21 protein-coding genes and 1 tRNA gene are annotated in these 25,451 nt (G+C 69.9%); 10 read left to right on the top strand and 12 right to left on the bottom strand.

From position 1 onward, the window contains the following. The first annotated feature begins 133 nt into the window (after positions 1 to 133). Together glpR and J7E91_RS07105 are read left to right on the top strand one after the other, a co-directional pair. Positions 134 to 1,222, top strand: coding sequence for a gephyrin-like molybdotransferase receptor GlpR (gene glpR / locus J7E91_RS07110; RefSeq protein WP_214900034.1), 1,089 nt, complete (start codon positions 134 to 136; stop codon positions 1,220 to 1,222). Positions 1,223 to 1,283: 61 nt separating this feature from the next. Next, positions 1,284 to 1,357, top strand: a tRNA-Ala gene (locus J7E91_RS07105). A 955-nt stretch (positions 1,358 to 2,312) separates the two neighbouring features. Here the strand turns inward: J7E91_RS07105 and J7E91_RS07100 are convergent. The 5 genes from J7E91_RS07100 to J7E91_RS07080 all read right to left on the bottom strand — a co-directional run bounded on the left by J7E91_RS07100 (position 2,313) and on the right by J7E91_RS07080 (position 9,125). Beyond that, positions 2,313 to 2,945 (bottom strand): response regulator, encoded by a 633-nt coding sequence (locus tag J7E91_RS07100; RefSeq protein WP_251015300.1) that lies wholly within the window; start codon positions 2,943 to 2,945, stop codon positions 2,313 to 2,315. A 352-nt stretch (positions 2,946 to 3,297) separates the two neighbouring features. Next, complete coding sequence (locus J7E91_RS07095; RefSeq protein WP_214900031.1) at positions 3,298 to 4,593, bottom strand: TerD family protein; 1,296 nt, start codon at positions 4,591 to 4,593, stop codon at positions 3,298 to 3,300. Between the two features lie 319 nt (positions 4,594 to 4,912). Next, the gene (locus tag J7E91_RS07090) at positions 4,913 to 7,312 is read right to left on the bottom strand and encodes an excinuclease ABC subunit UvrA (protein ID WP_214900030.1); all 2,400 of its coding nucleotides are present in this window, start codon (positions 7,310 to 7,312) and stop codon (positions 4,913 to 4,915) included. Positions 7,313 to 7,350: 38 nt separating this feature from the next. Next, complete coding sequence (locus J7E91_RS07085) at positions 7,351 to 8,190, bottom strand: ABC transporter permease (protein WP_214900029.1); 840 nt, start codon at positions 8,188 to 8,190, stop codon at positions 7,351 to 7,353. Next, positions 8,187 to 9,125, bottom strand: a complete 939-nt coding sequence (locus tag J7E91_RS07080; protein ID WP_214900028.1) for an ATP-binding cassette domain-containing protein — start codon at positions 9,123 to 9,125, stop codon at positions 8,187 to 8,189. Before J7E91_RS07080 ends, J7E91_RS07085 begins: the two co-directional genes overlap by 4 nt. 162 nt (positions 9,126 to 9,287) lie before the next feature. Here J7E91_RS07080 and J7E91_RS07075 point away from each other — a divergent pair, with 162 nt between their 5' ends. Continuing rightward, a complete protein-coding gene (locus tag J7E91_RS07075; protein WP_214900027.1) occupies positions 9,288 to 9,926 on the top strand; it encodes a PadR family transcriptional regulator in 639 nt (212 codons plus the stop codon). A gap of 181 nt (positions 9,927 to 10,107) precedes the next feature. Next, the gene (locus J7E91_RS07070; RefSeq protein ID WP_308376142.1) at positions 10,108 to 10,659 is read left to right on the top strand and encodes a recombinase family protein; all 552 of its coding nucleotides are present in this window, start codon (positions 10,108 to 10,110) and stop codon (positions 10,657 to 10,659) included. A gap of 132 nt (positions 10,660 to 10,791) precedes the next feature. Here the strand turns inward: J7E91_RS07070 and J7E91_RS07065 are convergent, their stop codons facing one another. After that, the gene (locus tag J7E91_RS07065) at positions 10,792 to 11,691 is read right to left on the bottom strand and encodes a LysR family transcriptional regulator (protein WP_214900025.1); all 900 of its coding nucleotides are present in this window, start codon (positions 11,689 to 11,691) and stop codon (positions 10,792 to 10,794) included. A 98-nt stretch (positions 11,692 to 11,789) separates the two neighbouring features. Here J7E91_RS07065 and J7E91_RS07060 point away from each other — a divergent pair, with 98 nt between their 5' ends. Next, positions 11,790 to 12,155, top strand: coding sequence for a nuclear transport factor 2 family protein (locus tag J7E91_RS07060; RefSeq protein ID WP_214900023.1), 366 nt, complete (start codon positions 11,790 to 11,792; stop codon positions 12,153 to 12,155). Between the two features lie 72 nt (positions 12,156 to 12,227). On the opposite strand, the gene J7E91_RS07055 is transcribed toward J7E91_RS07060, so the two are convergent. The 4 genes from J7E91_RS07055 to J7E91_RS07040 form a co-directional block, all read right to left on the bottom strand. Beyond that, positions 12,228 to 13,850 (bottom strand): hypothetical protein, encoded by a 1,623-nt coding sequence (locus tag J7E91_RS07055; protein ID WP_214900021.1) that lies wholly within the window; start codon positions 13,848 to 13,850, stop codon positions 12,228 to 12,230. Between the two features lie 4 nt (positions 13,851 to 13,854). Continuing rightward, positions 13,855 to 14,187 carry a helix-turn-helix transcriptional regulator gene (locus tag J7E91_RS07050; RefSeq protein WP_214900019.1) on the bottom strand — a complete coding sequence of 111 codons (333 nt, stop codon included), beginning with the start codon at positions 14,185 to 14,187 and terminating at the stop codon, positions 13,855 to 13,857. Further along, positions 14,184 to 15,263, bottom strand: a complete 1,080-nt coding sequence (locus tag J7E91_RS07045; RefSeq protein WP_214900018.1) for a tyrosine-type recombinase/integrase — start codon at positions 15,261 to 15,263, stop codon at positions 14,184 to 14,186. The genes J7E91_RS07050 and J7E91_RS07045 overlap by 4 nt, the downstream gene beginning before the upstream one ends. Before the next feature lie 145 nt (positions 15,264 to 15,408). Next, positions 15,409 to 15,912: a GNAT family N-acetyltransferase gene (locus tag J7E91_RS07040; RefSeq protein WP_214900017.1), complete on the bottom strand. Its 504-nt coding sequence runs from the start codon at positions 15,910 to 15,912 to the stop codon at positions 15,409 to 15,411. A gap of 65 nt (positions 15,913 to 15,977) precedes the next feature. Here J7E91_RS07040 and J7E91_RS07035 point away from each other — a divergent pair, with 65 nt between their 5' ends. Further along, a complete protein-coding gene (locus J7E91_RS07035) occupies positions 15,978 to 16,787 on the top strand; it encodes an exodeoxyribonuclease III (protein ID WP_214900016.1) in 810 nt (269 codons plus the stop codon). Here J7E91_RS07035 and J7E91_RS07030 read toward each other — a convergent pair. Next, positions 16,784 to 17,488, bottom strand: a complete 705-nt coding sequence (locus J7E91_RS07030) for a MerR family transcriptional regulator (RefSeq protein ID WP_214900412.1) — start codon at positions 17,486 to 17,488, stop codon at positions 16,784 to 16,786. The two genes, J7E91_RS07035 and J7E91_RS07030, sit on opposite strands and share 4 nt — an antisense overlap. A 164-nt stretch (positions 17,489 to 17,652) precedes the next feature. Here J7E91_RS07030 and J7E91_RS07025 point away from each other — a divergent pair, with 164 nt between their 5' ends. The 4 genes from J7E91_RS07025 (at position 17,653) to J7E91_RS07010 (ending at position 21,352) form a co-directional block, all read left to right on the top strand. After that, on the top strand, positions 17,653 to 19,206 hold the full coding sequence (locus J7E91_RS07025; protein WP_214900015.1) for an NAD(P)/FAD-dependent oxidoreductase: 1,554 nt from the start codon (positions 17,653 to 17,655) through the stop codon (positions 19,204 to 19,206). Continuing rightward, a complete protein-coding gene (locus J7E91_RS07020) occupies positions 19,203 to 20,156 on the top strand; it encodes an alpha/beta fold hydrolase (protein ID WP_374224646.1) in 954 nt (317 codons plus the stop codon). Before J7E91_RS07025 ends, J7E91_RS07020 begins: the two co-directional genes overlap by 4 nt. Beyond that, on the top strand, positions 20,153 to 21,037 hold the full coding sequence (locus J7E91_RS07015) for an SDR family oxidoreductase (protein WP_214900014.1): 885 nt from the start codon (positions 20,153 to 20,155) through the stop codon (positions 21,035 to 21,037). The genes J7E91_RS07020 and J7E91_RS07015 overlap by 4 nt, the downstream gene beginning before the upstream one ends. A 99-nt stretch (positions 21,038 to 21,136) precedes the next feature. Further along, on the top strand, positions 21,137 to 21,352 hold the full coding sequence (locus J7E91_RS07010) for a hypothetical protein (RefSeq protein ID WP_214900474.1): 216 nt from the start codon (positions 21,137 to 21,139) through the stop codon (positions 21,350 to 21,352). Between the two features lie 518 nt (positions 21,353 to 21,870). Here the strand turns inward: J7E91_RS07010 and J7E91_RS07005 are convergent. Continuing rightward, positions 21,871 to 25,404, bottom strand: coding sequence for a S41 family peptidase (locus J7E91_RS07005; RefSeq protein ID WP_308376137.1), 3,534 nt, complete (start codon positions 25,402 to 25,404; stop codon positions 21,871 to 21,873). Positions 25,405 to 25,451: the final 47 nt, after the last annotated feature.

Below are 25,451 nucleotides of genomic sequence, written 5' to 3'. Positions count from 1 at the left end.
GACCGCAAGCGAACTCCCAAAGCGGCTCGTTGATCCGATCAGCAACAAAAAAGTTCGAGTTATCAGCCAGATCGTGCGACACACCGGCTCAATTGGCCGATGGGCTTGCGCGAACCCCTCTACGGTGTGGGGTGTGAGCAGCAGCGGCCTGATTTACGCAGTCATCGTCGGGGCCTGGGCCGCCTATTTGGTGCCGATGTGGCTCCGCAGGCAGGACGAGCTCAACGAAGCCCGTCCGACGGAACGCTTCAGCACCGCCATCCGGCTGCTGTCCGGACGGGCGGCAATGGAGCGCCGATATGCCAGGGAGTTGCGGGAGCGCGCCGCGGATGAGGCGGAGCCCGACGCGGACCCGGACGCCGTCACGGACCGGTTGAGTTCCGTGGACGTCCGGGCCTTCGCCGTGCCCCCGACGCAAACGGAGCGCCCGGCCGCACGGCAGGACGCGCGCGAGAGTGCCCGCGAGAGCGTCCGCGAGGAACGGCGTGTGCGCACCGCGAGTGCCGCCGCCGAACGCGCCCGGCGCTCGAAAGTCCTCGCGCGCCGTCGGCGCACCACCGTGATCCTCTTCCTCGCCTTCACCCTCGGTGCGATCGTCGCGGCGGTCGGCGGGCTCCGGTTCCTCTGGGCGCCGGCTGTCCCCGCCGTACTGCTGAGCACGTACATCGTGCATCTGCGGGCCACCGAGCGGCGGCGCTTCGCCTTCACCATGGACCGGCGCAGGGCGGAAGCGGCGGCGCAGCGGCTGCGCGAGCGCCGCCCGCACCCGGGCCGCCGGCCGGTCTCGGCGGACCCGGACGAGGAGCCTGTCGTACGCCCCGAACCCGAGCCGGCGCCCGCGGTGTCGCCGCAGGAGGCGGGCCGCCGCGCGCTGGTGGAGCAGACCGACCACGCGGAGTGGGTGGACCAGCAGCGCGAGCGTGAGCGCGGCTCGGCCCGCGGCGAGAGCTGGGACCCGGTCCCGGTCCCGCTGCCGACGTACGTCACCGCTCCCGTCGCGCCGCGCGCCACCGGCAGCGTCGACTTCGGCGACCCGGGCACCTGGAGCTCGGCCCGCTCCAGCACCGCCGAGCCGACCCCCGCCACCGAACCCCCGCCCGCCGCCGACCCGGCCCCGGGCCGCCGCCCCGCGAACCCCGCGCGGCGCGACCGCGGACACGGTCGTACGCCGCTCTTCGACCAGTACGAGGAAGGCGACCGACCGCGCGCGGCCAACGAGTGACCTGCGAAGGAACGGATTACCGAGCACCCCGATCGAGGTGCTAAAGTTTCACTCGTTGCAAGGGCCTGTGGCGCAGTCTGGTAGCGCACCTCGTTCGCATCGAGGGGGTCTGGGGTTCAAATCCCCACAGGTCCACCGCAGCTCAGAGCCCCAGTCGGAGAGATCCGGCTGGGGCTCTTCGGCGTCGTACAGCAGCGAAGTACAGCAACTACGTCTGATCTTGGGCACCCAGGTGCCCAGCTGCCGAAGTGCCGCCTCCCCGCTCCAGATCAATGCCGCACAAGGCGAGCCGGGGTTAACAGAGGTGTTAACCCCTCTTCACCTGGGCTGATGCACGAGGCGTCAGCGCGGTGGTCCGACTAAGCGGCCGCGAGCATGCTTTTCAAGCGGCTCACCTGGCCTTCGAGGTCGTCGATGCGAACGAGCAGATTCTCATGGCTAGGGCAGGTCCGCTGTTCGTCGAAGCCCAGCTGTTCTGCAGACGAATGGAAGATCGCTGCCAGCAAAGCCTGGTACCGCTCGCTCGGCCTAGTGGTCCTGTGCTCCCAGCGATGTAGCTGTACCTCCAGAGCAGCCTCGGACGCAACCTTCCAGCCCCAACCCTGCAGCAGTCCCCATCGATTCAGTAGAGACGCGTATGCCAGCACGGAACGGCTGCACCTGTGCAGGTAGGCACGACGCGCGCGTATGAGTGGAGCCGTGCGGTCGGTGAGTGAGTAGAAACCTTCTCTACGGGTTCAAGGCGCCGCGCAAGCGCGGCGCGCGCCGCAGCCCCCGGCCGGGGGCTGCCTCTGTCTCCGCCCCGGCTGCCCCCGGCCGGGCGGCGGCGCACCGAGCGCGGACGCCAGGCCGAGAGAAAACGGTCGGCACGGGGTGGGTAGAAACCATCTGTGGTTGGGGCGGTCGGCTCCACGGCTTTAGCCACCTCCCCAGTTCGGGTCCCGCGTCGAGCAAGACCAGGGGGCCACTCGTTCAAATTCCGGGCAGGATCAAAGCCTGCCCGAGTTGCCAGCCAGCGTACGGCCCCCTGATCATGCTCGACCCCAAACCGGGCAGGCCACCGGCCAAACCCGCTCCGCCGACCTCGTCGTCACAGGGATCCCAGTTTGGCCCGCTCCATAAGATCGATCACATAGTGAACAATCTCTACGGGAGAGGTGGCAGCCGCGAAGATGCGCCGATCTACGCCCCGCTCCGGATCAAAGCTTGCAGCATGGATCAACACAGGTAGATCGATGTCGTGGCGTTCCAGTTGCCGCAACATAGTGATGCCGGCCTGCGGGTCGCCATCTCGATCGATGTCACTGAGGATGACGTCGTACGACTGACGCCGCAGATCAGCGAGAGCATCGGCAGTTGACCGAGCGGTGACGACGGTCATGCCGACAGACCGAAAGAGGCGGATCAGCGCGGCATTGTTCTCCGGATGGTCGTCCACCCAGAGAAGCTTTCCGCCCTGCAACACGTCCGCAGCATGCTCCAACCTGCCCAGAGCACCGCGTCTGGCCGCAGGGGTGACAGCTACATGCGCTTCGTCGGCAGCTCGGTCAAGCAGCTCACTAGCCATCTCCACCTCGAAGCCCAACGCGCGAATCGCCGTTAACCGTGGAACCACGGTCCGGATAAGGGTTCCGCGTAATGCGAGGAACACGATGGTCGCGAAGGTCACCCAGAGGACACTCGGAAGAGTGCCGATCACTTTGATCCAGATCGACTCAGTCATCTGGACATCTTCCACTGACATCAACGACGACGAACAGCTGCGACGCTGAACAGTCTTGAGCGGCCTTGTTGTCCCGGAAGCGGGCAACTGCATCAGGCGCCTGGGGTGAACTCCCTTTCGGCGGTCGGCGGCAGGTCCGTACAGCACGGAAGTACAGCAACCACCGCGACCGCCGCCGACTCGTAACGTCCCCAGTGCCTCGGTTGACCAGCACAGCAGGACCTCAGTGACCGTCCCGCCCGTAGTTCGCATCGAGGGGGTCTGGGGTTCAAATCCCCACAGGTCCACCGCAGCTCAGAGCCCCTGCCGGGGAAACCCGGCAGGGGCTCTTTGGCGTTGTGCGGCGGTGGGGTCAGCGGCGCTTGAACTCCACCGGGCCGCCGTTCATCTCGATCGTGCCGTCCGAGTGGAGTACCGGGCGGCGTTCGGTCATGCGGCCGCTGTAGGCCTCGATGTGGTGGATGGCCGCCCCGTCCGGGCCGGTGAAATCGACGAGGGCGATGGCGACCCAGTAGCGGGTCTTCGTGTTCTCGAAGAGGGGGACGGTGACGGTGGAGCCGCGGCCGTCCGTGACGACGACCTTCGCGCCGAAACTGCGGAAGGAGCCGAAGCCGTTGCTGAGCGCGGAGTACGCGCAGAGCAGCACGTAACCCTGTTCGTCGGGGCGGGCGATGTGGAGGGTTTCGCAGCCGGGGACGCGTGAATCGGCGTTCAGGCGGATGAAGGGGCGGCTCTCCAGTGAGCCGAGGCGCTTGTAGTAGACGACGCCGTCGCTCCTTGTTGCCTGCGGTACGCGGCCGGACTTGACGAGGGTGCCGGGTGCGTTGCCGCCGCGTACCGCCTCTGCGGCGGGCACGAACAGCGCGTACAGGTCGAGGTCGGCGCCACGCGCGCGGCGGGCGTCGCTGCCGCCGTCCCACTCCAGTGTCGCGGTGACCACCAGCTCGCGGTCCTGCTTCTCCAGGCTGATCGAGGCCTGGCCGCCCTTGTCGAGGCTGATGTTGCCAAGTGGAGGCTTGAGCAGGCTGGTGGCGGCGGGTGCGGGTGCGGGTGCGGGTGCGGGAGGGGCGGGCGTGGGTTCGGCGCTGCCCGGGTACGGGGCGGGCCGGCCGGTTACGGCGAGTTCCTCGGGCTCCTCCACGCGTACGCCGAAGTCGGTGGCCAGGCCGGCCAGGCCGTCGGCGTAACCCTGGCCGATGGCGCGGAGCTTCCAGGCGGGGCCCCTGCGGTAGATCTCGACCAGGAGCACGGCGCGTTCGCCGTCGGTGAGGGCCGGGGGGCGGAACTCGATCGGCTCGGCACCGTCCTGGGCGGCGCGTACTCTCACGTCCTTCACCGCGCGGAAGGTACGGGCCGGGTCGTCGGGGTCACAGCTGCCGACCAGGACCACTCGGTCCACGTCGGCAGACAGGGCGGCCGGATCCACTTCGACGCGTTCCGGGCCGTCGGCGTCGGCGGCGAGGTGGCGGACCGCGCCGGACTCGGCGGCGGGCTGGTTGTAGAACACCATGTCGTCGTCGGACCTGACCTTGCCGTCCGCCCCGATCAGCAGGGCGCTGAGGTCGACCGGGTCGCCCACGGTGTGCAGTTCGGCGGTGATGCGCCCCGCGCCCACGGCCGTGTTCCCGCCCTTGCCGAGCTCTTGCATGCCCGTCCGCCTCCACGCGTGATTTCCGACCGGCTTCGTGGCTGTCACCTTGTCAGGTCGCGGTGACGTGCGGAACGGCGGGATTCATGGGAGTGGTGGGCGTGGTGGGCGTCACAGGTCCGGGTGTGAGTAGTCGCGGTACAGGATGTAGCGCTGAGAATGATCACGGCTGGCACCGACGAGTGAGCCCGGTCTGACTGTCGGAGCTCGCGTCCGGGCAGCCGGCCAGCGCGGTCGAGACCCGGTCGAGGACGGGTTGCTGCCCTCGTGAGCCTGCCTCGCTACGCGCAACGAGGCAGGCTCACGCAGTTGCTTTCCCTCAGCCGCCGACGTAGTCCGCCAGATGCTCACCCGTGAGGGTGGAGCGGGCGGCGACCAGGTCGGCGGGGGTGCCCTCGAAGACGACCCGGCCGCCGTCGTGGCCCGCGCCGGGGCCGAGGTCGATGATCCAGTCGGCGTGCGCCATGACCGCCTGGTGGTGCTCGATGACGATCACCGACTTGCCGGACTCGACGAGCCGGTCGAGCAGGCCCAGGAGCTGCTCGACGTCCGCGAGATGCAGGCCGGTGGTCGGCTCGTCAAGGACGTAGACGCCGCCCTTCTCCGACATGTGCGTGGCCAGCTTCAGCCGCTGCCGCTCGCCGCCGGACAGAGTGGTGAGCGGCTGGCCGAGGCTGAGGTAGCCCAGGCCCACGTCCGCGAGGCGTTCCAGGATCTTGTGCGCCGCCGGAATGCGGGCCTCCCCGGCGGCGAAGAACCCCTCGGCTTCGGTGACGGACATGGCGAGGACCTCGCTGATGTCGCGGCCGCCGAGGTGGTATTCGAGCACCGATGCCTGGAACCGCTTCCCCTCGCAGTCCTCGCAGGTAGTGGCGACCCCGGCCATCATGCCCAGGTCGGTGAAGATGACGCCCGCGCCGTTGCAGGTGGGGCAGGCGCCCTCGGAGTTGGCGCTGAACAGCGCGGGCTTCACGCCGTTGGCCTTGGCGAACGCCTTGCGGATCGGGTCGAGCAGTGCGGTGTACGTCGCCGGGTTGCTGCGGCGCGACCCGCGGATCGGGCTCTGGTCAATCGAGATGACGCCCTCGCCGGCCGGGATCGACGCGTGGATGAGGGAGCTCTTTCCGGAGCCGGCGACGCCGGTGATGACGGTGAGGACGCCGAGCGGGATGTCGACGTCGACGTGGCGGAGGTTGTGCGACGTGGCGCCACGGATCTCCAGCGCGCCGGTGGGCTCGCGGACGCTGTCCTTGAGGGCGGCCCGGTCGTCGAGGTGGCGCCCGGTGACGGTGCCGGAGGCGCGCAGCCCTTCGAGGGTGCCTTCGAAGCAGACGGTGCCGCCTGCCGTGCCGGCGCCGGGGCCGAGGTCGACGACGTGGTCGGCGATGGCGATTGCCTCCGGCTTGTGCTCGACGACGAGGACGGTGTTGCCCTTGTCGCGTAGCCGCAGGAGCAGGTTGTTCATGCGCTGGATGTCGTGGGGGTGCAGGCCGATGGTGGGCTCGTCGAAGACGTAGGTGACGTCGGTGAGTGCGGAGCCGAGGTGGCGGATCATCTTGACGCGCTGCGCCTCGCCGCCGGACAGCGTGCCCGAGGGCCGGTCCAGCGAGAGGTAGCCCAGGCCGATCTCCACGAACGAGTCGAGGGTCTGCTGGAGCACGGTGAGCAGGGGGGCCACCGAGGGTTCGTCCAGGCTGCGGACCCACTGCGCGAGGTCGCGGATCTCCATCGTGCAGGCGTCGGCGATGCTGATCTGCTTGATCTTCGAGGAGCGGGCTCCTTCGCTGAGCCGGGTGCCGTCGCACTCGGGACAGGTGGTGAAGGTGACCGCGCGGTCCACGAACTCCCGGATGTGCGGCTGCATCGACGCCCGGTCCTTGGACAGGATCGACTTGTGGAGCTTGGGGATCAGCCCCTCGTAGGTGAGGGTGGCGTCGCCGGCCTTCACCTTGGTCGCCTCCCGGTACAGGAAGTCCTGCATCTCCTGTTCGGTGTATTTCACGATCGGCTTGTGCGGGTCGAGGAAGCCGGACTCGGCGTAGGTGCGCACGGTCCACCAGTTGTCGGACTTCCAGCCGGGGATGGTGAACGCGCCCTCGGCGATCGACTTGGAGTCGTCGTAGAGCTGGGTGAGGTCGATGTCGGAGACCGTGCCGCGGCCCTCGCAGCGCGTGCACATGCCGCCGGTGCGGCTGAAGGTGGCCTCGACCGCCTTCTTGTTGCCGCCCTCGACGGTGATAGAACCGCTCCCCTTCACCGAGGCGGTGTTGAACGAGTACGCGCTCGGCGGCCCGATGTGCGGCTGACCGAGCCGGCTGAAGAGGATGCGCAGCATCGCGTTGGCGTCCGTGGCGGTGCCGACCGTGGAGCGCGGGTCGGAGCCCATCCGCTGCTGGTCCACGATGATCGCGGTCGTGAGCCCGTCGAGTACGTCGACCTCGGGCCGCGCCTGGGTGGGCATGAGGCCCTGCACGAACGCGCTGTAGGTCTCGTTGATCAGCCGCTGCGACTCCGCGGCGATGGTGCCGAACACCAGCGAGCTCTTGCCCGAGCCGGAGACGCCGGTGAACACCGTCAGCCGGCGCTTCGGGAGCTCGATGCTGACGTCCTTGAGGTTGTTCTCGCGCGCGCCGTGCACGCGGATCCGGTCGTGGCTGTCGGCAGCGTGCGGCGCAGACGACTGTAACTGCGGCTGCGGGGTGGGCGTGTTCTGAGCCATGCTCGTCGTTCTCCAAGACTGTTGTGGGGCCGGGTTCGTTAGCGGCTCAGGTCCCGGAACCGCTTCACTGCCAGCGGGAAGAACACCGCGATCAGGGCCACCGGCCAGGCCACCGCGAGGAGTTCCGCGTGGGTCGCGGCCCAGGAGTCGCCACCCGCGCCCGGGTTGCCGAACAGGCCGCGTACCGCGGTGGCCGTCGCCGACATCGGGTTCCACTCCACGATCGCGCCCAGCCACGACGGCATCGATTCGGGCGAGGCGATGGCGTTGGAGAGGAAGCTGACCGGCCAGACCAGGATCTGCACCGCCTGCACCAGTTCCGGCTTGCCCGCGACCATCGCCAGGTGGATGCCGATCCACAGCATCGCGAACCGCAGCAGCAACAGCAGTCCCACCGCACCCAGGAAGGAGGCGAATCCCTCGTGCCAGCGCCAGCCGATCGCGTATCCGACCGCGATCATCACGGTCAGACCGACCGCCGACTGCACCATGTCGGCGACGCTCCGTCCGACCAGGACCGCGCCGGAGTTCATGGGCATCGAGCGGAACCGGTCGATGACCCCCTTGCCGAGGTCCTGGGTGACCGAGAGCATCGTCGCATCAAGGCCGAAGGCCATGGTCATGGTGAGCATGCCGGGCACCAGGTAGGCCTGGAAGTCCCCGTCGACACCCTGTCCGCCGCCGATCAGGTAGCTGAACATCAGCAGCATCATCACCGGGAAGACCAGGCCGACGACCACCTGCACGGGCTGGCGCGCCCAGTGGGCCAGCTCGCGCCTGGTCATCGTCCAGGAGTCGGCGGCCGCCCAGCTCAGCTTCGAACCCGTCCCGTGCGCCGTGCTGACATCAGCCGTGCTCGCACCATGGGTCGCAGTCATGCGGCGTCCTCCTTCGTCAGGTGCATGAAGACCTCGTCGAGGGTCGGCCGGCGTACCGCGATGTCCTCCGCCTCGATGCCGGCCGCCTCCAGCGCCCGCACGGTCTCGGTCAGCGCGGCCATCCGGTCGGTGACCGAGGCACTGATCCTCCGCCGGTCCTCGTCCACCACCACGTCACCGGGCAGGAGAGAGGCCGCGCGTGCCAGCTGGGCCGTGTCGTGCAGGACCACGTCGATGCGGTCACCGCCGGTCTTGGACTTCAGCTCGTCCGCCGTGCCCTCCGCGATGACCTTTCCGTGGTTGATCACCGCGATCTGGTCGGCCAGCTGGTCGGCCTCCTCCAGGTACTGCGTGGTCAGCAGGACGGTCGTGCCGCCGCCCACCAGTGAGCGCACCGCGTTCCACACCTCCGTGCGGCCCCGGGGGTCGAGCCCGGTCGTGGGCTCGTCCAGGAAGAGCACCCGCGGCCGGGAAATGAGAGACGCCGCCAGGTCGAGCCGCCGCCGCATACCGCCGCTGTACTGCTTGATGGCCTTGTTGCCGGTGTCCGCGAGCCCGAACCGGGCCAGGAGCTCGTCGGCCCGCGTGCCGGCGCGGCGCGCGCCGAGATGGTAGAGGCGGCCGAACATCTCCAGGTTCTGGCGGCCACTGAGCTCTTCGTCGACGGCGGCGTTCTGGCCGAGCAGCCCGATCCGTGAGCGCACCTCGTCGGCCCGGGTCCTCACGTCGACTCCCGCCACCTCGACACGCCCCTCCTCGGGGCGCAGCAGCGTGGACATGATGCGTACGGCCGTGGTCTTGCCGGCGCCGTTCGGGCCGAGAATCCCCTGGACGGTCCCGGCTCGGACCGTGAGATCGAGGCCGTCGAGGGCCTGCTTGTTCCCGTACCTCTTCCGCAGGCCTTCGACGACGATCGCCAGATCGTAGTCAGACAAAACACCCTCCTTCAGTCAGTGGTCAAACTTGACTAGAGAGTGCAAGGTACGACGCTTCGAGTCGACTAGTCAAACTTGATTACGTGCGGGCATCCGGGGCTGCGCCCGCTAGTCAAACTTGTATAGTGAAACTGGTGAAAATTGCCTAGCGAGGAGATGTGCATGTCAGCGATCCGGCTGCTGATCCTCGGCGCGGTCCGTCAACACGGACGGGCGCACGGTTACCAGGTGCGCAACGACCTGGAGTTCTGGGGGGCCCACGAGTGGTCCAACGCCAAGCCGGGCTCGATCTACCACGCGCTCAAGCAGATGGCGAAGCAAGGACTCCTTGTCGCCCACGAGATCGCACCGAGCACCGTCGGCGGCCCGCCCCGCGTCGAGTACGAGATCAACGACAAGGGAACCGAGGAGTACTTCACGCTGCTGCGCGAGGCCCTGAGCTCGCACGAGCAGAAGACAGACGTGCTCTCGGCCGGCATCGGCTTCATCGTCGACCTGCCGCGGGGCGAGGCCGTCGCACTCCTCAAGAAGAGGATCACGGGGCTCGAGCAGTGGCGGTCCGCGGTCACCGCGTACTACACGCCGGAGGACGGGCCCGAGCAGCTCGGGCACATCGGCGAGATCATGAACCTGTGGGTGCACTCGGCCGACGGCGGCGCGGAATGGACGCGCGGTCTGATCGAGCGGATCGAGGGCGGCGCGTACACGTTCGCGGGGGAGGGTGAACCCTTCGTGGGCGTGCTCGCGGACGATGAGCCGAACCCGTACGCGACGGGACCGCACCCAGAGGACAACCGCTAGCGACGCACCCTGACGGCGGCACGGGCGTCGGTGTCGACGCTCAGCAGTGGTGGGGCATCGGTGCGGACGCGCACGTGGGCGGCCCGGGCTACCGGTCCGCTGTCACAACTCGCTCTCACTCTCCAGACCCAGCTGGACGCGCTGGCCGCTGAGAGCATCCCCCGGGACAAGAGTCTTCACCGTGTACGAGATGAAACGGCTCGGACGCGACGCCGCCGAGCTCACCGCGCTCGCCGACCACCTCGCCGCGCACGACCTGGTCCTGGAGATGCTCGCCGGTCCGCTGGCCGGGATCTACGCCCCCACCGGGCACGGCCGCCTGCTGTTCGCCTTCTTCGCCGCCATGGCGGAGACCGAGCGGGAGAGCATCCGGGAATCGACGCTGGAGGGGCTCGACACCGCCGCCCGCAAGGGCAAGCACGGCGGCCGGCCGCCGGTCATCGCCGATGACATGCTGCACACCGTCCTGCGTCGCCGTGTCGGCGGCGAAACGGTCGAGCAGATCCAGCCCGACCCGATCATCCCCACCGGCAGGCGCAAGGGGCAGAACCCGAGCCTGTCCAGCATCTACCGGGCCCCGGCCGAACACGAGAAGCGGACGACGTACCCCGAAGCCGTCACCGCGGCGCACACCGACTTCGCCGCCCTCCAGGCCGCCGGGAGCGTTCCGGGACAGGCCCCAGGAAGCGCGAAGGAGTCGCCCAGCCTCTCCGGACCAGCTCAGAGACCGTGATCAATCTCAGCGCTACATCCTGTACCGCGACTACTCACACCCGGAGAAGCCCGTAGGTTCGCGAAAACTGAAGGAACTTCGGCGGGAACTCACGGGTCTGTCGCCCTGATTGCAGGGGATGGACCCGTGAGTTCACGGGGAAGTCGCGGGGCCGGGCTTGGTGAATGCTTGCCGGCTGTGCACGAGCAGCTCACGCATCCCTGGGCTGTGCGTGCTCTTCCAGATCAGGGCGAGCAATGCGGGCGTATCGACGTCAGCGATGGTGCGGGCGGTGAGCCGGTCGCTGTAGCGCGCAGCCATGGAGTCGCTGAGGGTGGCGACGGCGAGCCCGCGGGCCGCGAGGTCGGCAATGGCGTCCGCGGCGCTGGCTTGCAGCGCGATCGCGGGTTGGAGGTTCTGTGCGGCGCAGGCCTGGTCGAATACCGTGCGCAGGCCGGTGCCGGGCGGCATGCACACGATCGGGTAGGCGACCAGGTCGCGAAGGGTGACCCGCCGCTGTTTCGCGAGGGGGTGCCCGGCCGGGACTGCCACGACGAGCCGCTCGCTGATGATGGTCAGCGCGTCCAGCCCCTCGGGGGTGGCGGCTGCGGCCCCGATGAGTGCCAGGTCGACTGCACCGGTGCGTACCCCCTCGATGAGCCGGTCCGAGTTGTCCTCCAGCAGCGAGATCTCCACACCGGGATGTGCCTGGTGGAACGCGGCGAGGGCGTCGAACAGCGGGGTGAGGGTGCAGCCGATGACCATCCCGACGGTGAGGCGCCCCCGGATCAGGTCGGTCACCTCGCCCACCGCCTGGCCGACTGCCCCAGCGGCGGCGAGTGCGGCGCGGGCGTGTTCGAGTGCGGCCTTTCCCGCGACGGTGAGGGTGACGGTGCGGGCCGACCGGTCGAACAGCTCGGCACCGAGTTCCCGTTCCAGTTGGCGGATCTGGGCGCTGACGCCGGACTGGCTGATGTGCACCCGGTCGGCTGCCCGGGTGAAGTTCTGCTCCTCGGCGACCGCGACGAAGTATTCCAGCTGCCTCAGCTCCATGACTGCAGATTCTAGTTTTCAGAAGATTCATCTGTTGGACTTCTGATCAGTCGGCGGCCACGCTGGGAAGCGTCGAAGCCGTACGTCAGGAGGAATTCATGCCGGAGTACGAGAAGGCCATGTGCCCTGAGGACATCACCCGCTTGTTCGTCGAACGATCCAACGCCGGTGACGCGGCCGGGGTCGCCGCACTTTACGAAGAGGGTGCGGTGATGGCCTACCCGCCCGGCGACCGGACGGTGGGCCGGGAGGCGATTCGCGCGCTGTGGGAGAAGGTGCTGGCCAACCGTCCCCGTTTCGAGCAGGAACAACCGCTGCCGACGCTGATCAGCGGTGACATCGCCCTCACCTCGACCCCGCCGAAGGACGGGGCCGGTGCCCGGGCGCAGGTCGTCCGGCGCCAGCCTGATGGAAGCTGGCTGCGCCTGCTCGACCAGCCCGAGTTCGTCCCACCCACCCGCTGACCCCTCGCCTCCGTGAGTTCGCGGAACTGGAGGCCGTCGGGCGTGGCCCCGAAGGGGTCGGTGCCCCCAGTGTCAAGGAGTTGATCCGTGGGTTCGTGGTGAAGTTGCGGGGCCGGTTTCCAGGGGCCGTTCCATGAGAGCGCGAGCGGAGTCCGCGTAGCGCATCGCGGTCTTCTCGTCGAAGCCGAAGACCTCTGCGAGATGGAGTGGGTCAGGGCCCTTGACCATGGCCTCTTCGAGTTGGCGGTCGACGCGGAGTTTCTCCAGGGTCGCGTCCTGGCCGCGCATCGCAGCGCTGATCCAGTGGTTGCTGGCGCGGCCGGTGGTGTTGGCGGTCTGGTTGTTGATCAGCAGGTGCAGGTTCGCGGTGTTCGGCCACCGGCTGCGCCGGTGCTCCAGCCAGTCCAGCAGCAGCTTCAGGGTGAGGTCGTCGAGCGGGCGGACGCGTCCGGCGATGGTCAGCCAGCGGTTGCCGAGGTCGACGTCGTCGAGCATGAGGGTAGCGATCTGGTCGACCCGGGCGGCGTGGACCGCCGCGAGGGCGAGGATGAGCCGCGTCGCCGGGGTGGTGGCCGCCGCGACGGAGCGGTCGACCTGTTCGGGCACGAGTGGTTGCAGCACGGCGTACTCGTACTGCCCGACCTTGATCCGGCTGGTGGGGTTGCGGAAGATCAGTCCGTTCCGCTTGGCCCAGGAGAACAGCGCGCGCAGGGCGACGAGTTGGTCGTGTCGCTGGTGGCCGTGCAGTGTCTTGATGTAGGTGAGGACGTCGTCGCGGGTCACTTCCCGCAGATGGTCGTAGCGGTTCGACCAGTCCAGCAGAGCCGGGCGGACTCGGTTGAGGTAGAGCCAGACCGTGCCCTCCCGTCGCGGGAGGCTGCGGGGGCCGCCGTCGCGCAGGATGCGGGTCCAGCGCTCGGTCTCCGAGCGGATGCCGGGTGCGAGGCCCTTCAGCCTCGCGGCGAGCCAGCGTTCGAAGGAGGGTTCGCTGTCGTCCTCGAAGATCCCCATCTCCTCCAGGACCGTGACGGTGTGGCCGACCGGCAGGTCCAGGGCCCGCAGCGGGGTGAAGATCTCCGTGTGCCGGATGACGTCGCCCTCGATGTAGCCGGTGAGGACGAGGGCCAGGCCCCGATTGACGGCGAAGCGGATGTTGCGCCCCCAGCTGCGGGCCTCGGCGAGCTGGTGGGCGAGGTACTTCGCCCAGGTCAGCCAGGGGCCGGCCAGGTCGGCGTCGGCCAGGGTGAGCCGACTGTAGTCACGGGGGATCTGCTCGAACAGCGGCAACTGCTGCCAGCCGGGATCCGGGCGCCAGGCCGGTGCGGGCGGCGGCTTGCGCGGGGCTCCCCACCGTCCTCCGCGCCGCCGTGCCGAGGGCGTCGGCCTTCTGCGGTAGTGCATCCCGACGAAGAACAGCTGGTGGTGCCGGACTGCGGCGAGCCGATCCCGCACGTCCGTCTCGTCTGCCGGCTGGCCGGCGACGGCCTTCGCGCTGAGGCGGGCCTGGCACCAGCACAGGCGGCAATAGTTCCACTTCAGCGGCTGGATTCGGCGGCAGCCGGCGCATGTGGCCGCATCGTGACTGCGACCGAACATGTAGCAGGTGGGGCAGAGGCGGTCGCTGAAGTTTCCCCAGGCCAGGCAGCTCTCACAGGAGTCGGTGGGCTTGACGTAGCCCTTCGGGAACCGTGCCACCGACTCACTCCGGCGGCAGCGACCGGCCGCCCCGGCGCTTGGGGACCACCGCTCGTGCGGCGGTCCCCGCACCAACCGCGGCTCGCTCCGTCCCCTCCGCCTGCCCCGGGCGGCGGACCTTCTCCGGCTCGGGGATCAACAGGTCACCGATCTCGCAGCCGAGGACCACGCAGATGACGTCCAGGTCCTCCAGCTTGAGCGAGACCGGCTGTCCGGACCACAGCCCGGACAGCTTCCCCGCCGAGATCACCAACCCGTGCTCGGCCAGGCTTCGTTGGAGCTCGGACGCCTTCCAGATACCCTTGTTCGCGGCGGTCAGCCGCAGGTTCCACCTCATCGGATCAGCCCTTCCAGCCGCTTCGCGGCCCGCTCGGTCCCGGCGGCCCAGGCGTCCTCGACCCGGGTCTGCTGGACGTGGACGTACCGCATCGTCGTGGCGATCCAGGAATGCCCCAAGACCTCCTGAATTGCGAGCAAGTCCAGCCCGTTCTCATAGAGTTGGGACGCACAGAAGTGCCGCAGGACATGCGGCGTCAGCCTCTCGCCCCACCCCGCCAGATGCGCCTTGGCCGCGTCCTTGAGCCCGCCGCGCAGGGCGTCGTCGCCCACCCGGCGCGAGGAGCCGTCGGCGTTCTTCCGCTCGGAGGGAAACAGCGGGGCGCCCGGGCGGGTGTGGTCATCGTCGAACTGGCCCCACACGTCCTCGATGAACCACCGCAGCGTCCGGTCGGCGCCGTTGATCAGCGGGACCATCCGCTCGCGCGGGCCCGAGCCGCGGGCGCCCTTGCCATGGCGGACGTGGAGTTTGCCGAAGCGTCCCAGGCCCCACTTGATGTCCGTCAGGTCGAGCTTGCACGCCTCGCTGACCCGCAGGCCGACCTGGGACATCAGCTTGGAGGCGGTGTAGTTCCTGGCGGTAGGGGCGAACTTGCGGCAGGTGGCCAGCTCGCCGCCCCAGCCGGTGAACAGCGTCCCGACCTCCGGCCCGGTCGGGGGGATCCGCAGCTGGGCGTCCTTGGCTCCGCGCGGCCGGTTCATCTCGTCGATCGGGCACTCGACCACCCGGCCGGTCATCCGGTGGAGTTCGACCTTGTGCCGCAGCTCCAGGAACAGGAAGTACGTCGTCAGGGCCTGTGACCGGGCCAGTCGGGTGCCGCTGGGTGAGTTCCGCAGCACCTTCCCGAAGTACGCGTCGGCGTCGGCCGGCTCCATGTCCCACAGCGGTCGGCCGAACCAGGTCGTGATCTGCTCCAGGTGCCCGACATCCCCGCGGATCGTGCCGTCCGCCAGTCCCGCCGAGGCCCGTGCGAGAACGAACCCGGACAGCACGTCGATCTCGAACCGCTCCAGCTCCTCCGCTGACGCGGGCGCCGAGTGCTCACGCAGGTCCCGTACGACCGCCAGCGCTGCCAACCCGAGCCTCCTTGCCTTCGTTCCGACTGCGGATCGGTCGGACGAAGTGAGAACGCTTCAAGAATCCCGAAGTTACGTCAGAGAGCGGCAGAGCACCCGAAGGAGAGAGAACCCCCTGGCCACAGGGTCGGGGACTCAGTCGGGCTCAGGGGAACTCACGGGATGTCGCACAGTTCAGCGGCTTGGCGAAGCAGCGGCTGTCTTCGTACTCGCGGAAGTGGCCGAACTTCTTGGCCGGGGCGTAACCGCTCGACGTGTAGAGGCTGATGGCCTCCGGCTGTTGCGTGCCCGTCTCCAGGACCATCCGGCTGCGGCCGGCCGTGCGGGCGTCTGCCTCCAGGGCGGCGAGGATGCGGCGGGCCAGGCCGAGGCCGCGGCACGCGGGGATGACGTACATGCGCTTGAGTTCGGCGTCGCCGTCCGAGTAGCCCTCGTCGTTCTCGTCCTGGGCGCGCCAGGCGCCGGTGGCGACGGGGCGGTCGTGGTCGTCGTACGCGATGAGGAAGAGGCCGCCCGGCGGCCGGAACATGGCGGGGTCGAGCGGCGTCGTGTCGCCGTCGCCGTTGTAGCGCTCGATGTACTCCTGCTGTACTTCGGCTTCGAGCTTGAGGGCGTCGGGGTGGTTGTACGGGCGCGGGCGGATATGCATGCGTGAGAGCGTACTTCTATGCGGTGCGCTGCGGCGAGCGACTTCGGTGTCTGTATTGTGCCGGGATGCTCACTGTGACCTCCGTGAATGTTAACGGCCTGCGCGCCGCCGCCAAGAAGGGCTTCGTGCCGTGGCTGGCCGGGACCTCCGCCGATGTGATCTGCCTCCAGGAGGTACGGGCCGAACCGCAGCAGCTCCCGGAGGAGGTCCGGGACCCCGAGGGCTGGTTCGCCGTGCACGCCCCGGCCGCGGCCAAGGGGCGGGCCGGTGTTTCGCTCTATACGCGGCGGGAGCCGGAGCGGGTGCAGGTCGGATTCGGCAGTACCGAGTTCGACGGGAGCGGGCGGTACGTCGAGGCCGACCTGCCCGGGGTCACGGTCGCCAGCCTGTATCTGCCCTCCGGTGAGGTCGGCACGGAGCGGCAGGACGAGAAGCTGCGGTTCATGGGCGAGTTCCTGCCGTACCTGAAGGGGCTGAAGGAGCGCGCGGCGGCGGACGGGCGTGAGGTGCTGGTGTGCGGCGACTGGAACATCGCCCACCAGGAGGCCGATCTGAAGAACTGGAAGGCCAACCGGAAGTCCTCGGGATTCCTGCCGGAGGAGCGGGCCTGGCTGACGCGGGTGTTCGAGGAGGCGGAGTACGTCGATGTGGTGCGCGCGCTGCATCCGGACCAGGAGGGCCCGTACACCTGGTGGTCGTACCGCGGGAAGGCCTTCGACAACGACTCGGGATGGCGCATCGACTACGCCGTGGCGACGCGGGGTCTTGCTGGCCGGGCGGTCAAGGCGTACGTGGAACGGGCAGCCAGCTATGGCCTGCGCTGGTCGGACCACGCGCCGGTGACCGCGGTGTTCGAGCAGCCGCTCGGGGGTTAGGCGTCCTTCTCGGCCCTGACCAGGCGGTCCAGGGCCATGGAGAGTTCCGCCTCGACGACGCTCTTGGCGAGCGGGCGCAGGCGTTCCAGGGCGGCGGCGGGGGTGACGGGAGTGGCTGGGGTGGCGGGCGCGGTGGGGTCGTCGCTCGTCGCTTCCTCGTTCAGGTGACGGCGGACCAGCGTTGCGAAGATCTCCGCCATGGCCGTCGTGTGCTCCCGCACCTCCCGGCCCGCCTGGAGTACGGCGGCCAGCGGGACGCCTTCGCGCACCAGGGCCGCCGACACGTCCAGCAGGCGGCGGCTGATGTGGACGATCTCCTCGCCGTCGATGGCCAGGTAGCCGAGGTCGAGTGCGGTGGCCAGGTTCTCCGTGGTCACCTCGCCCGCGAAATAGTCCGCCAGGTCCTCGGGGGTGAGGCGGACCGGGGTCTCCTCGGTCCAGGTGGCGGGGGCGGCGTCCTCGCCGAGGCCGAAGAGCTCGCCGACGTCGCGGCCGCTTTCGAAGGTGGTGGCGAGGTCCGCGATGCCGTTCAGGGTGTGGCCGCGCTCCAGCAGGGCGGCGATGGTGCGCAGGCGGGCGAGGTGGCGGTCGTCGTACCAGGCGATGCGGCCCTCGCGGCGGGGTGGCGGCAGCAGTTTGCGTTCGCGGTAGAAGCGCAGGGTGCGCACGGTGATGCCGGCCTTCCTGGCCAGCTCCTCCATGCGGTACTCACGGGCTGCTGCGGCTTTGTCCACGAGGGAACCCTATGTCGTACCGGCGGTAACTTTCTGGCGTCCGACCCCTACCCATGAGTACGGCGCTGCTCTACTCTCCCAATCGTGCCAGTGATTGCTGGCAGAGTCGTGGGACTGTGGGAGGCGTCGGCATGGCCGAGCACGAGCACGTACGAGTGGCGGTGATCGGATCCGGATTCGGCGGCCTGGGCGCCGCCGTCCGGCTGCGCCGCGAGGGGATCACCGACTTCGTCGTCCTGGAACGCGCCGATGCGGTGGGTGGCACCTGGCGCGACAACAGCTATCCGGGGTGCGCGTGCGACGTACCGTCCCATCTGTACTCGTTCTCATTCGCGCCCAACCCCGACTGGCCGCGCACCTTCTCGGGGCAGGAGCACATCAGGGCGTACCTGGAGCACGTCACCGACACCTTCGGGCTTCGGCCGCATATCAGGCTGAACCACGAAGTGAAGATGATGCGCTGGGACGGCGACGAGCTGCGCTGGGAGATCGAGACCGCGCAGGGGACGATCGCGGCGGATGTGGTGGTGTCCGCCACCGGGCCGCTGTCCGATCCCAAGATTCCGGACATCCCTGGGCTCGACGGCTTCCCCGGCAAGGTCTTCCACTCGGCGCAGTGGGACCACGACTACGACCTGCGCGGCAAGCGCGTCGCGATGATCGGGACGGGCGCGTCCGCGATCCAGATCGTGCCGTCGATCCAGCCCGACGTCGCGAAGCTGACGGTATTTCAGCGGACGCCGCCGTGGGTGATGCCGCGCATGGACCGGGCCATCACCGGGCCCGAGCGGTGGCTTCACCGGCAGTTGCCGTTCACCGGGAAGGCGCGGCGCGGACTGCTCTTCGGGATACGGGAGTTGCAGGTCACCGCGTTTACGAAGCATCCGAACCAGCTAGGGGCCATCGAGTCGCTCGCCAAGGCCAACATGGCCAAGGCGATCAAGGACCCTGAGCTGCGGGCCAAGCTGACGCCGTCGTACCGGATCGGCTGCAAGCGCATCCTGCTGTCGAGCTCGTACTACCCGGCGCTCGCGAAGCGGAATGTGGATGTGGTGGCCTCGGGGCTCAAGGAAGTGCGCGGCTCCACGGTCGTGGCGGCCGACGGGACCGAGAGCGAAGTCGACGCGATCATCTTCGGTACGGGCTTCCACGTCACCGACATGCCGATCGCCGAGCGGGTCGTGGGAGCGGACGGCATCACGCTCGCCGAGGCGTGGAAGGACGGGATGGAGTCGCTGCGCGGCGCGACTGCGGCCGGATTCCCCAACTGGATGACGATCATCGGGCCGAATACCGGGCTCGGGAACAGTTCGATGATTCTGATGATCGAGTCGCAGCTGAACTACATGGCCGACTACCTGCGGCAGTTGAGGGTGCTGGGCGGCAGGGCGGCTCTCGGGGCGCGGGCCTCGGCCGTGCACGCGTGGAACCGGCGGGTGCAGGACCGGATGAAGCGGACCGTGTGGAACACGGGCGGCTGCGACAGCTGGTACCTGGACGCGAACGGTCGCAACACCACCATCTGGCCGGGCACGCCGAGCGAGTTCCGGCGTGCGACGCGGGCGGTGAATCTCGCGGAGTACGAGGTCATACGGGTGCGGGCGGCTCGGGAGGCGGGCGGCGACACGGCAGGGGCCGGAAATAAAGCAGGGGCAGGCGCCGAGGCCGCGGAGGTTGTCGCGTGAGCCGGCTGATGAGTGTCGTGGGGCAGCAGCTCGTCGCCTCGCGCGAGCTGACGGCCGTCTCCGCCGACGGATCGCGCCTGCATGTCGAGGTGTACGGGCCCGAAGGCGCCCCCGCGCTCGTCCTGGCACACGGCTGGACCTGCTCGACGCTCTTCTGGTCGGCGCAGATACGCGAGCTGGCCGGTTCGGATGCCGGTGGGTACCGGGTCGTGGTGTACGACCAGCGGGGGCATGGGCGTTCGCCGGCCGTCGGGCGCGACGGTTACAGCACCGACGCCCTCGCCGACGACCTCGAAGCGGTGCTCGCCGCCGCACTCGCGCCCGGCGAGCGGGCCGTGGTGGCCGGGCACTCCATGGGCGGCATGACGATCATGGCTGCCGCTGGGCGGCCAGGGTTCCGCGAGCACGCGGCGGCCGTTCTGCTGTGCAGTACGGGCAGTTCGCGGCTGGTCGCGGAGTCGCTCGTACTGCCGATGCGGGCGGGGCGGCTGCGGACGCGGATCACGCGGGCGGTGCTGGGGGCGCGGGCGCCGCTGGGGCCCGTAACGCCGCTGTCGAAGAAGCTCCTCAAGTACGGGACGATGGGGCCCGGGGCGTCGCCGGAGCGGGTGGCTGAGTGCGCTCGTATCATCCACGCCTGTCCGCGTGCGGCGCGGGTGGCCTGGTCGCATGTGCTCGGGGAGCTTGATCTCAGCGCGGGTGTACGGGAGTTGACCGTACCCACCGCCTTCATCGCGGGGTCCGCCGACCGGCTGACGCCGCCTGTCCACGCCCGCGAGATCGTGGCCGCGCTGCCGCATTCGCTGGGGCTCACCGAGCTGACCGGCGTCGGGCACATGACGCCGGTGGAGGCGCCGGAGGCCGTCACGGCGAAGCTGCGGGAGCTTGTGCGTGAGTACGTCGCCGTTCCGGCTGTGGCGGGTCAAGAGGAGAAGGAGCAGGTCGTATGAGCAGCAGGCGGAGTCTGGAAGGGCAGGTCGCGGTCGTCACCGGCGCGGCGCGCGGTGTCGGCGAGCTGCTGGCCCGCAAGCTGTCGGCGCGCGGCGCGAAGGTGGCGCTGGTCGGCCTGGAGCCGGACGAGCTGAAACAGGTGGCGGGGCGGCTGCACTCCGAGGCGGACTGGTGGTACGCCGATGTCACGGACCACGAGGCGATGGCGCAGGTCGCGCGGGAGGTGAAAGAACGCTTCGGGAAGGTCGACATCGTCGTCGCCAACGCGGGGGTCGCGGCCGGCGGGCCGTTCGTGGACTCCGATCCGGTCGCTTGGCGTCGGGTCATCGAGGTCAACCTGATCGGCGGGGCGGTGACGGGACGGGCCTTCCTGCCGGTGCTCATGGAGAGCCGGGGCTACTTCCTCCAGATCGCGTCGCTGGCCGCGATCACGCCGGCGCCGATGATGACGGCGTACTGCGCGTCGAAGTCGGGCGTCGAGGCGTTCGCGCATTCGCTGCGGGCCGAGGTCGGGTATCGCGGGGTGCGGGTCGGGGTCGGGTACCTGTCGTGGACCGACACGGACATGGTGCGGGGCGCGGACCAGGACGACGTGATGCGGGAGCTGCGGCAGCGGCTGCCGTGGCCGTCGAACCGGACGTATCCGCTCGGTCCTGCCGTGGACCGGATCGTCGCCGGGATCGAGCGGCGCTCGTCGCACGTGTACGCGCAGTGGTGGCTGCGGGGGATGCAGTCCGTGCGGGGGTATCTGCCGGCGGTCATCGGGGCGGTGGGGCAGCGGGAGATGAAGCGGTTCGAGCCTCGGCTGGCGGGGGTCTCGAAGGGGCTTGTGGGGGCGGGGGGTGAGGCGGACGAGAAGGTGCGTACGCAGCGTTACTGATCGAAATGCGCTGAATGTCCGGTCGTGTCAGTCTGGTCGAGCCCAAGGGGGCGTTACGCCCCGCTTCCATCCCCTCACACCCCAGTAGGAGTGAACCTCATGGGTATCAAGGACCAGTTCAAGGACAAGGCGCAGGAGCTCGCGGACCAGGCGAAGCAGGCCAAGCAGGGTAAGCAGGGCGGTCAGCCCTCGCGTGGTACGCAGGACGAGGCGTCGGAGCGGCTGCGCAGGGCGCGGGAGGACCGGGACCTGGGGCAGGGCCGGGACGTGCTTGACGACGACATGGGCGAGGGGCCGGAGCGCTATCGGGCCTGATGGTGGGGCGCGGTGCTTTGCGCTTCGCGCCATCGCGCCATCGCGCTTCGCATCGCGGATGGAAGGGTGCACCCGGTCAACGCCGGGTGCACCCTTTTCGCGTGGCGGGGCGGTGGGGTGGCGTTGGGGTGGGCCGCCGCTGCGCGGGCTGGCTGCGGGCGGGGCTTCGCCCCACGCCCCGCCCCGCGTGCGCGGCGCTGCGCGCCGACGCGACCCCGGCGCTGCGCGCCGGTCCTGCCCCACCCCGCCCACCCGTTGGAGGAGGGCTGCGGGAGGCGCGGGTTTCCGGTGGGTGGCGGGGCGCCGTTGGCGGGTGCGGGCTGTGGGCGGGGTTCCGGTGCTGGGCGACGCTGTGGGCGGGGTTCCGGTGCTGGGCGACTGGGTGCGGCGGGGTGTCGCACCTCAGGGCGGTGTGATGCGCCGTCGGAGGCGGTGCCGGCGTGGCATGCGCTCGGCGGTAGCCGACGTGTGCTCCCACCCCCACCCCCGCCCCGCGCAGCGGGGGGTTCTCTCCTCGGTCACCTCGGCCGGGGTGGTAGGTCCGGGCGGGTTTTGCTTGGGACGTTTGTGTAGGTCGGTGGGGTTGCCGCCGGGTGGGTTGCCAGCAGGTCCAGGGCTACCTGGACCGCGTCGCCCAGCTGCGCCTGGCGCCCCTCCGCCCAGTCGAGCGGTGTGCGCAGTACCGCGATGTCCGGTTCCACGCCGTGGTTCTCCACCGACCAGCCGTACGCGTCGAACCAGGCCGCGTTCATCGGCACCGTGATCACCGTGCCGTCGCCGAGGGTGTGGCGGCCTGTCATACCCACTACGCCGCCCCACGTGCGCTGGCCCACCACCGGGCCCAGGCCCAGGAGTTTGAACGCCGCCGTGATCATGTCGCCGTCCGACGACGTCGCCTCGTCGGCCAGGGCGACCACCGGGCCCCGCGGGCCGTTCGAGGCGTACGACACCGGTTCCGCGTCGCGCGTGAGGTCCCAGCCGATGATGGTGCGGGTGAGTTTCTCGACGACCAGTTCGCTGATGTTGCCGCCCGCGTTGCCCCGTACGTCGACGATCAGTGCGGGGCGCGACACCTCCATCCGCAGGTCGCGGTTGAACTGCGCCCAGCCGGAGCCGCCCATGTCCGGGATGTGCAGGTAGCCGCACTTGCCGCCGCTCAACTCCCGCACCACCTCCCGGCGTTTGGCCACCCAGTCCTGGTAGCGCAGCGGACGCTCGTCGATCAGCGGGACGATCGCGACCCGGCGCGCCGGGCCCGCGCCCTCGGCCGGCTTGAACGTCAGCTCCACCGTCGTGCCCCCGGCCGCCGCGAGGAGGGGGGACGGGCCCGCCACCGGATCCACCGGGCGGCCGTCCACGTGGGTGAGAACCGCGCCCTCCCTGATGCCCGTACCGGCGAGTGGCGAGCGCGCCTTGGAGTCGGACGACTCGCCGGGGAGGATGCGGCGTACCAGCCACTTCCCGTCACGGCACACGAAGTTCGCGCCCAGCAGGCCCATCGCCCGCTGGTAGTGCGGCGGCCCCTCGTTGCGGCGTGCAGCGGCGACGTACGCGTGCGAAGTGCCCAGCTCGCCCAGGACCTCGCGGAGCAGGTCGGCGAACTCGTCGGGTGTCGCCACCCGTTCGAGCAGTGGCCGGTACTGGTCGAGGATTTCGTCCCAGCCGATGCCGCACATGTGCGGCTCCCAGAAGTACGCGCGGACGATGCGGCCCGCTTCCGCGTACGCCTGCCGCCACTGCGCCTCCGGGTCGACCTGGTGCAGGATGCGGCGCAGGTCCAGGTAGACCGTCGAGTCGCTGTCGCCGGTCTCGGTGGCGGGTACGGCGCGCAGTTCGCCCTCGTCCATCACCACCAGGCGCGTGCCGTCGCCGCTCACCGCGAACCAGTCCAGGTGGTCGACGAGTTCCGTCTTGCGCGCCTTGGTGAGGTTGAAGTGTTCGAGGGTGGGGCGGCCCGACATGTCCGCCGGGTTCGCGAACGTCTCACCCAGCGCCCCCGAGATCGGCCAGCGCAGCCACACCAGGCCGCCGCCGGAAACGGGTTGCAGTGCGGAGTACTTGGACGCGGACACGGGGAACGGCGTCACCCGGTTCGGCAGGCCCTCGACCTCCACCAGCACCGTCATGCCGTCGGCGCTCTCGGCCTCCTCGCCCTCCACCGGGTCGAGGCCGCCCGCCGCCGGGCGGCCTTCCGCGGACAGCGCGAAGGGGGACGGCGTCGCCGAGGAGAGCGGGACCAGGTAGGGGCGGCAGCCCAGGGGGAACGACAGGTCGCCGGTGTGGACGTCGTACACCGGGTCGAAGCCGCGCCAGGAGAGGAAGGCCAGGTAGCGGCCGTCGCTCGTGAAGACCGGGTTCTCGTCCTCGAAGCGGCCGTTCGTGACCTCGATGATCTGCTTCGTCTTGATCTTCGCCAGTTTGATCTGGCGCAGGGAGCGGCCGATGCCGGGGTGGGACCAGGTCAGCCAGGCTCCGTCCGGGGAGAAGGCGAGGTCGCGGACCGGGCCGTTCGTGGAGCGGGTCAGCTCTGTGACGGCGGTGCCGGGCTTGGTCGCCCCTGGTTCCGTGACGGCGGTGCCGGGCTTGGTCGCCCCTGGTTCCGTGACGCCGGTGGCCGCCTCGGCTTCTGCTGGTTCTTCGACGGTGTCCACCAGGAGCAGCCGGCCGTCGTGCGAAGCGATCGCCAGGCGTTCGCCCTCGGGGTCCGACACCATTTCGTGTACGCGCCCGAGCTTCCCGGACGCGAGCCGGCGCGGCTCGCGGTCGCCGCTCGCGCGCGGCAGGGACGCGATCTCGATCGCGTCCTCGCCCTCCGCGTCCGTGATGTACGCGACCTGGCCGCCGCCGCCGAGCATCTGGGGCAGACGGGCCCGTACGCCCGGAATGTCCGTGATCGTGCGGGCCGGGCCGTCGCGGTGGGTCAGCCAGTACAGGCTGCCTCGGACGACCACGGCGCTGGCGCGGCCCGTCGTGTCCACGGACAGGCCGTCCACGTTGGTGGCTGCCGGGACGTGGTACTTGCGCCGGCCGGCGCGGGGGCCGCCGAGGCGGACGTCCAGGCGGCGCGGCTTCGCCTCGGGGGACAGGTCGTCCACCAGCCACAGGTCGCCCGCGCACTGGTAGACCACGCGCGTGCCGTCACTGGAGGCGTGCCGGGCGTAGAACGCGTCGTGGTCGGTGTGGCGGCGGAGGTCGGTGCCGTCGTACGCGCAGGAGTAGAGGTTGCCCACGCCCTCGTGGTCGGAGAGGAACGCGATGCGTCCGTTTATGAACATGGGGCAGTCGAGGTGGCCGTTGAGGTCGGGAAGCAGCTGCTTGCCGTGCAGCCACAGGCGGCCTGTGGCGCCGCCTCGGTAGCGCTTCCACGCGGCGGGCTCGTGCGGGGGCTTTCCGGTGAGCAGGAGCGTACGGCGCTCGCCCTCGATGTCCGCGACCGCGATGTCGGAGACCGGCCCCCAGGGCAGCTTCGCGCCGGGGCTGCCGTCGGTGGGGAGGGTGTACGCCCAGGAGAAGTGCGAGAACGGCTGGCCGTGCGAGGCGACGGCGAGGATGTGCGGGGGGTGGTCGGGGGATTCGGGGGTCCAGCCGCAGACGCGGGTGTCCAGCGAGCCCCAGTGGCTGAGTCTGCGGGCGGGGCCGCCGTCCACCGGGGCGAGGTGGACCTCGGGGTCCAGGCTGCGCCAGGTCGTGAACGCGATGTGGCGGCCGTCGGGGGAGAAGCGGGGGTGGGAGACCTTCGTACGGTCGACGGTGATGCGCCAGGCGCGGTCCGGCTGCTTGCCGGCGGGGACGATGGGGGCCAGCCAGAGGTCGTCCTCCGCTGCGAAGCAGAGGAGGTCGCCGCGGAGGTGCGGGAAGCGGAGGTACGCGGCGGTGCGGGTGCCGGTGGGTGCGCTTGCGGGGGCTTCGGGGGCGGTGCCGGGGGGCGCGGTTGCGGTGGCTTCGGGGTCGGTGCCGCGCCGGGGCGTCTCCTCGGGCGTCGAACGTTCGGGTACTGCGTTGGTTCGTTCGCGGTGGTTGCGTTCAACGCCCTGCGGGGAGCGCCCCGGCACGTCCCCTCCCGGCACCGTTGACTGCTGGGCGGGGGCGCTGGGGGAGC

The sequence above is a fragment of the Streptomyces sp. ISL-99 genome, from assembly GCF_018614005.1.
Taxonomy (GTDB): Bacteria; Actinomycetota; Actinomycetes; order Streptomycetales; family Streptomycetaceae; genus Streptomyces; species Streptomyces flavidovirens.
The sequence above is the reverse complement of the archived record's forward strand: the minus strand, read 5'-3'. Positions and strand labels throughout refer to the sequence as shown.

Coding starts and splice junctions, on each gene's coding strand:
- J7E91_RS07090 (WP_214900030.1), bottom strand. CDS start 7,312: ATGGCTCAGAACACGCCCACCCCGCAGCCGCAGTTACAGTCGTCTGCG.
- J7E91_RS07050 (WP_214900019.1), bottom strand. CDS start 14,187: ATGAGGTGGAACCTGCGGCTGACCGCCGCGAACAAGGGTATCTGGAAG.
- J7E91_RS07065 (WP_214900025.1), bottom strand. CDS start 11,691: ATGGAGCTGAGGCAGCTGGAATACTTCGTCGCGGTCGCCGAGGAGCAG.
- J7E91_RS07010 (WP_214900474.1), top strand. CDS start 21,137: ATGGGTATCAAGGACCAGTTCAAGGACAAGGCGCAGGAGCTCGCGGAC.
- J7E91_RS07040 (WP_214900017.1), bottom strand. CDS start 15,912: ATGCATATCCGCCCGCGCCCGTACAACCACCCCGACGCCCTCAAGCTC.
- J7E91_RS07025 (WP_214900015.1), top strand. CDS start 17,653: ATGGCCGAGCACGAGCACGTACGAGTGGCGGTGATCGGATCCGGATTC.
- J7E91_RS07075 (WP_214900027.1), top strand. CDS start 9,288: ATGTCAGCGATCCGGCTGCTGATCCTCGGCGCGGTCCGTCAACACGGA.
- J7E91_RS07035 (WP_214900016.1), top strand. CDS start 15,978: ATGCTCACTGTGACCTCCGTGAATGTTAACGGCCTGCGCGCCGCCGCC.
- J7E91_RS07100 (WP_251015300.1), bottom strand. CDS start 2,945: ATGACTGAGTCGATCTGGATCAAAGTGATCGGCACTCTTCCGAGTGTC.
- J7E91_RS07015 (WP_214900014.1), top strand. CDS start 20,153: ATGAGCAGCAGGCGGAGTCTGGAAGGGCAGGTCGCGGTCGTCACCGGC.
- J7E91_RS07085 (WP_214900029.1), bottom strand. CDS start 8,190: ATGACTGCGACCCATGGTGCGAGCACGGCTGATGTCAGCACGGCGCAC.
- J7E91_RS07095 (WP_214900031.1), bottom strand. CDS start 4,593: ATGCAAGAGCTCGGCAAGGGCGGGAACACGGCCGTGGGCGCGGGGCGC.
- J7E91_RS07030 (WP_214900412.1), bottom strand. CDS start 17,488: ATGGAGGAGCTGGCCAGGAAGGCCGGCATCACCGTGCGCACCCTGCGC.
- J7E91_RS07060 (WP_214900023.1), top strand. CDS start 11,790: ATGCCGGAGTACGAGAAGGCCATGTGCCCTGAGGACATCACCCGCTTG.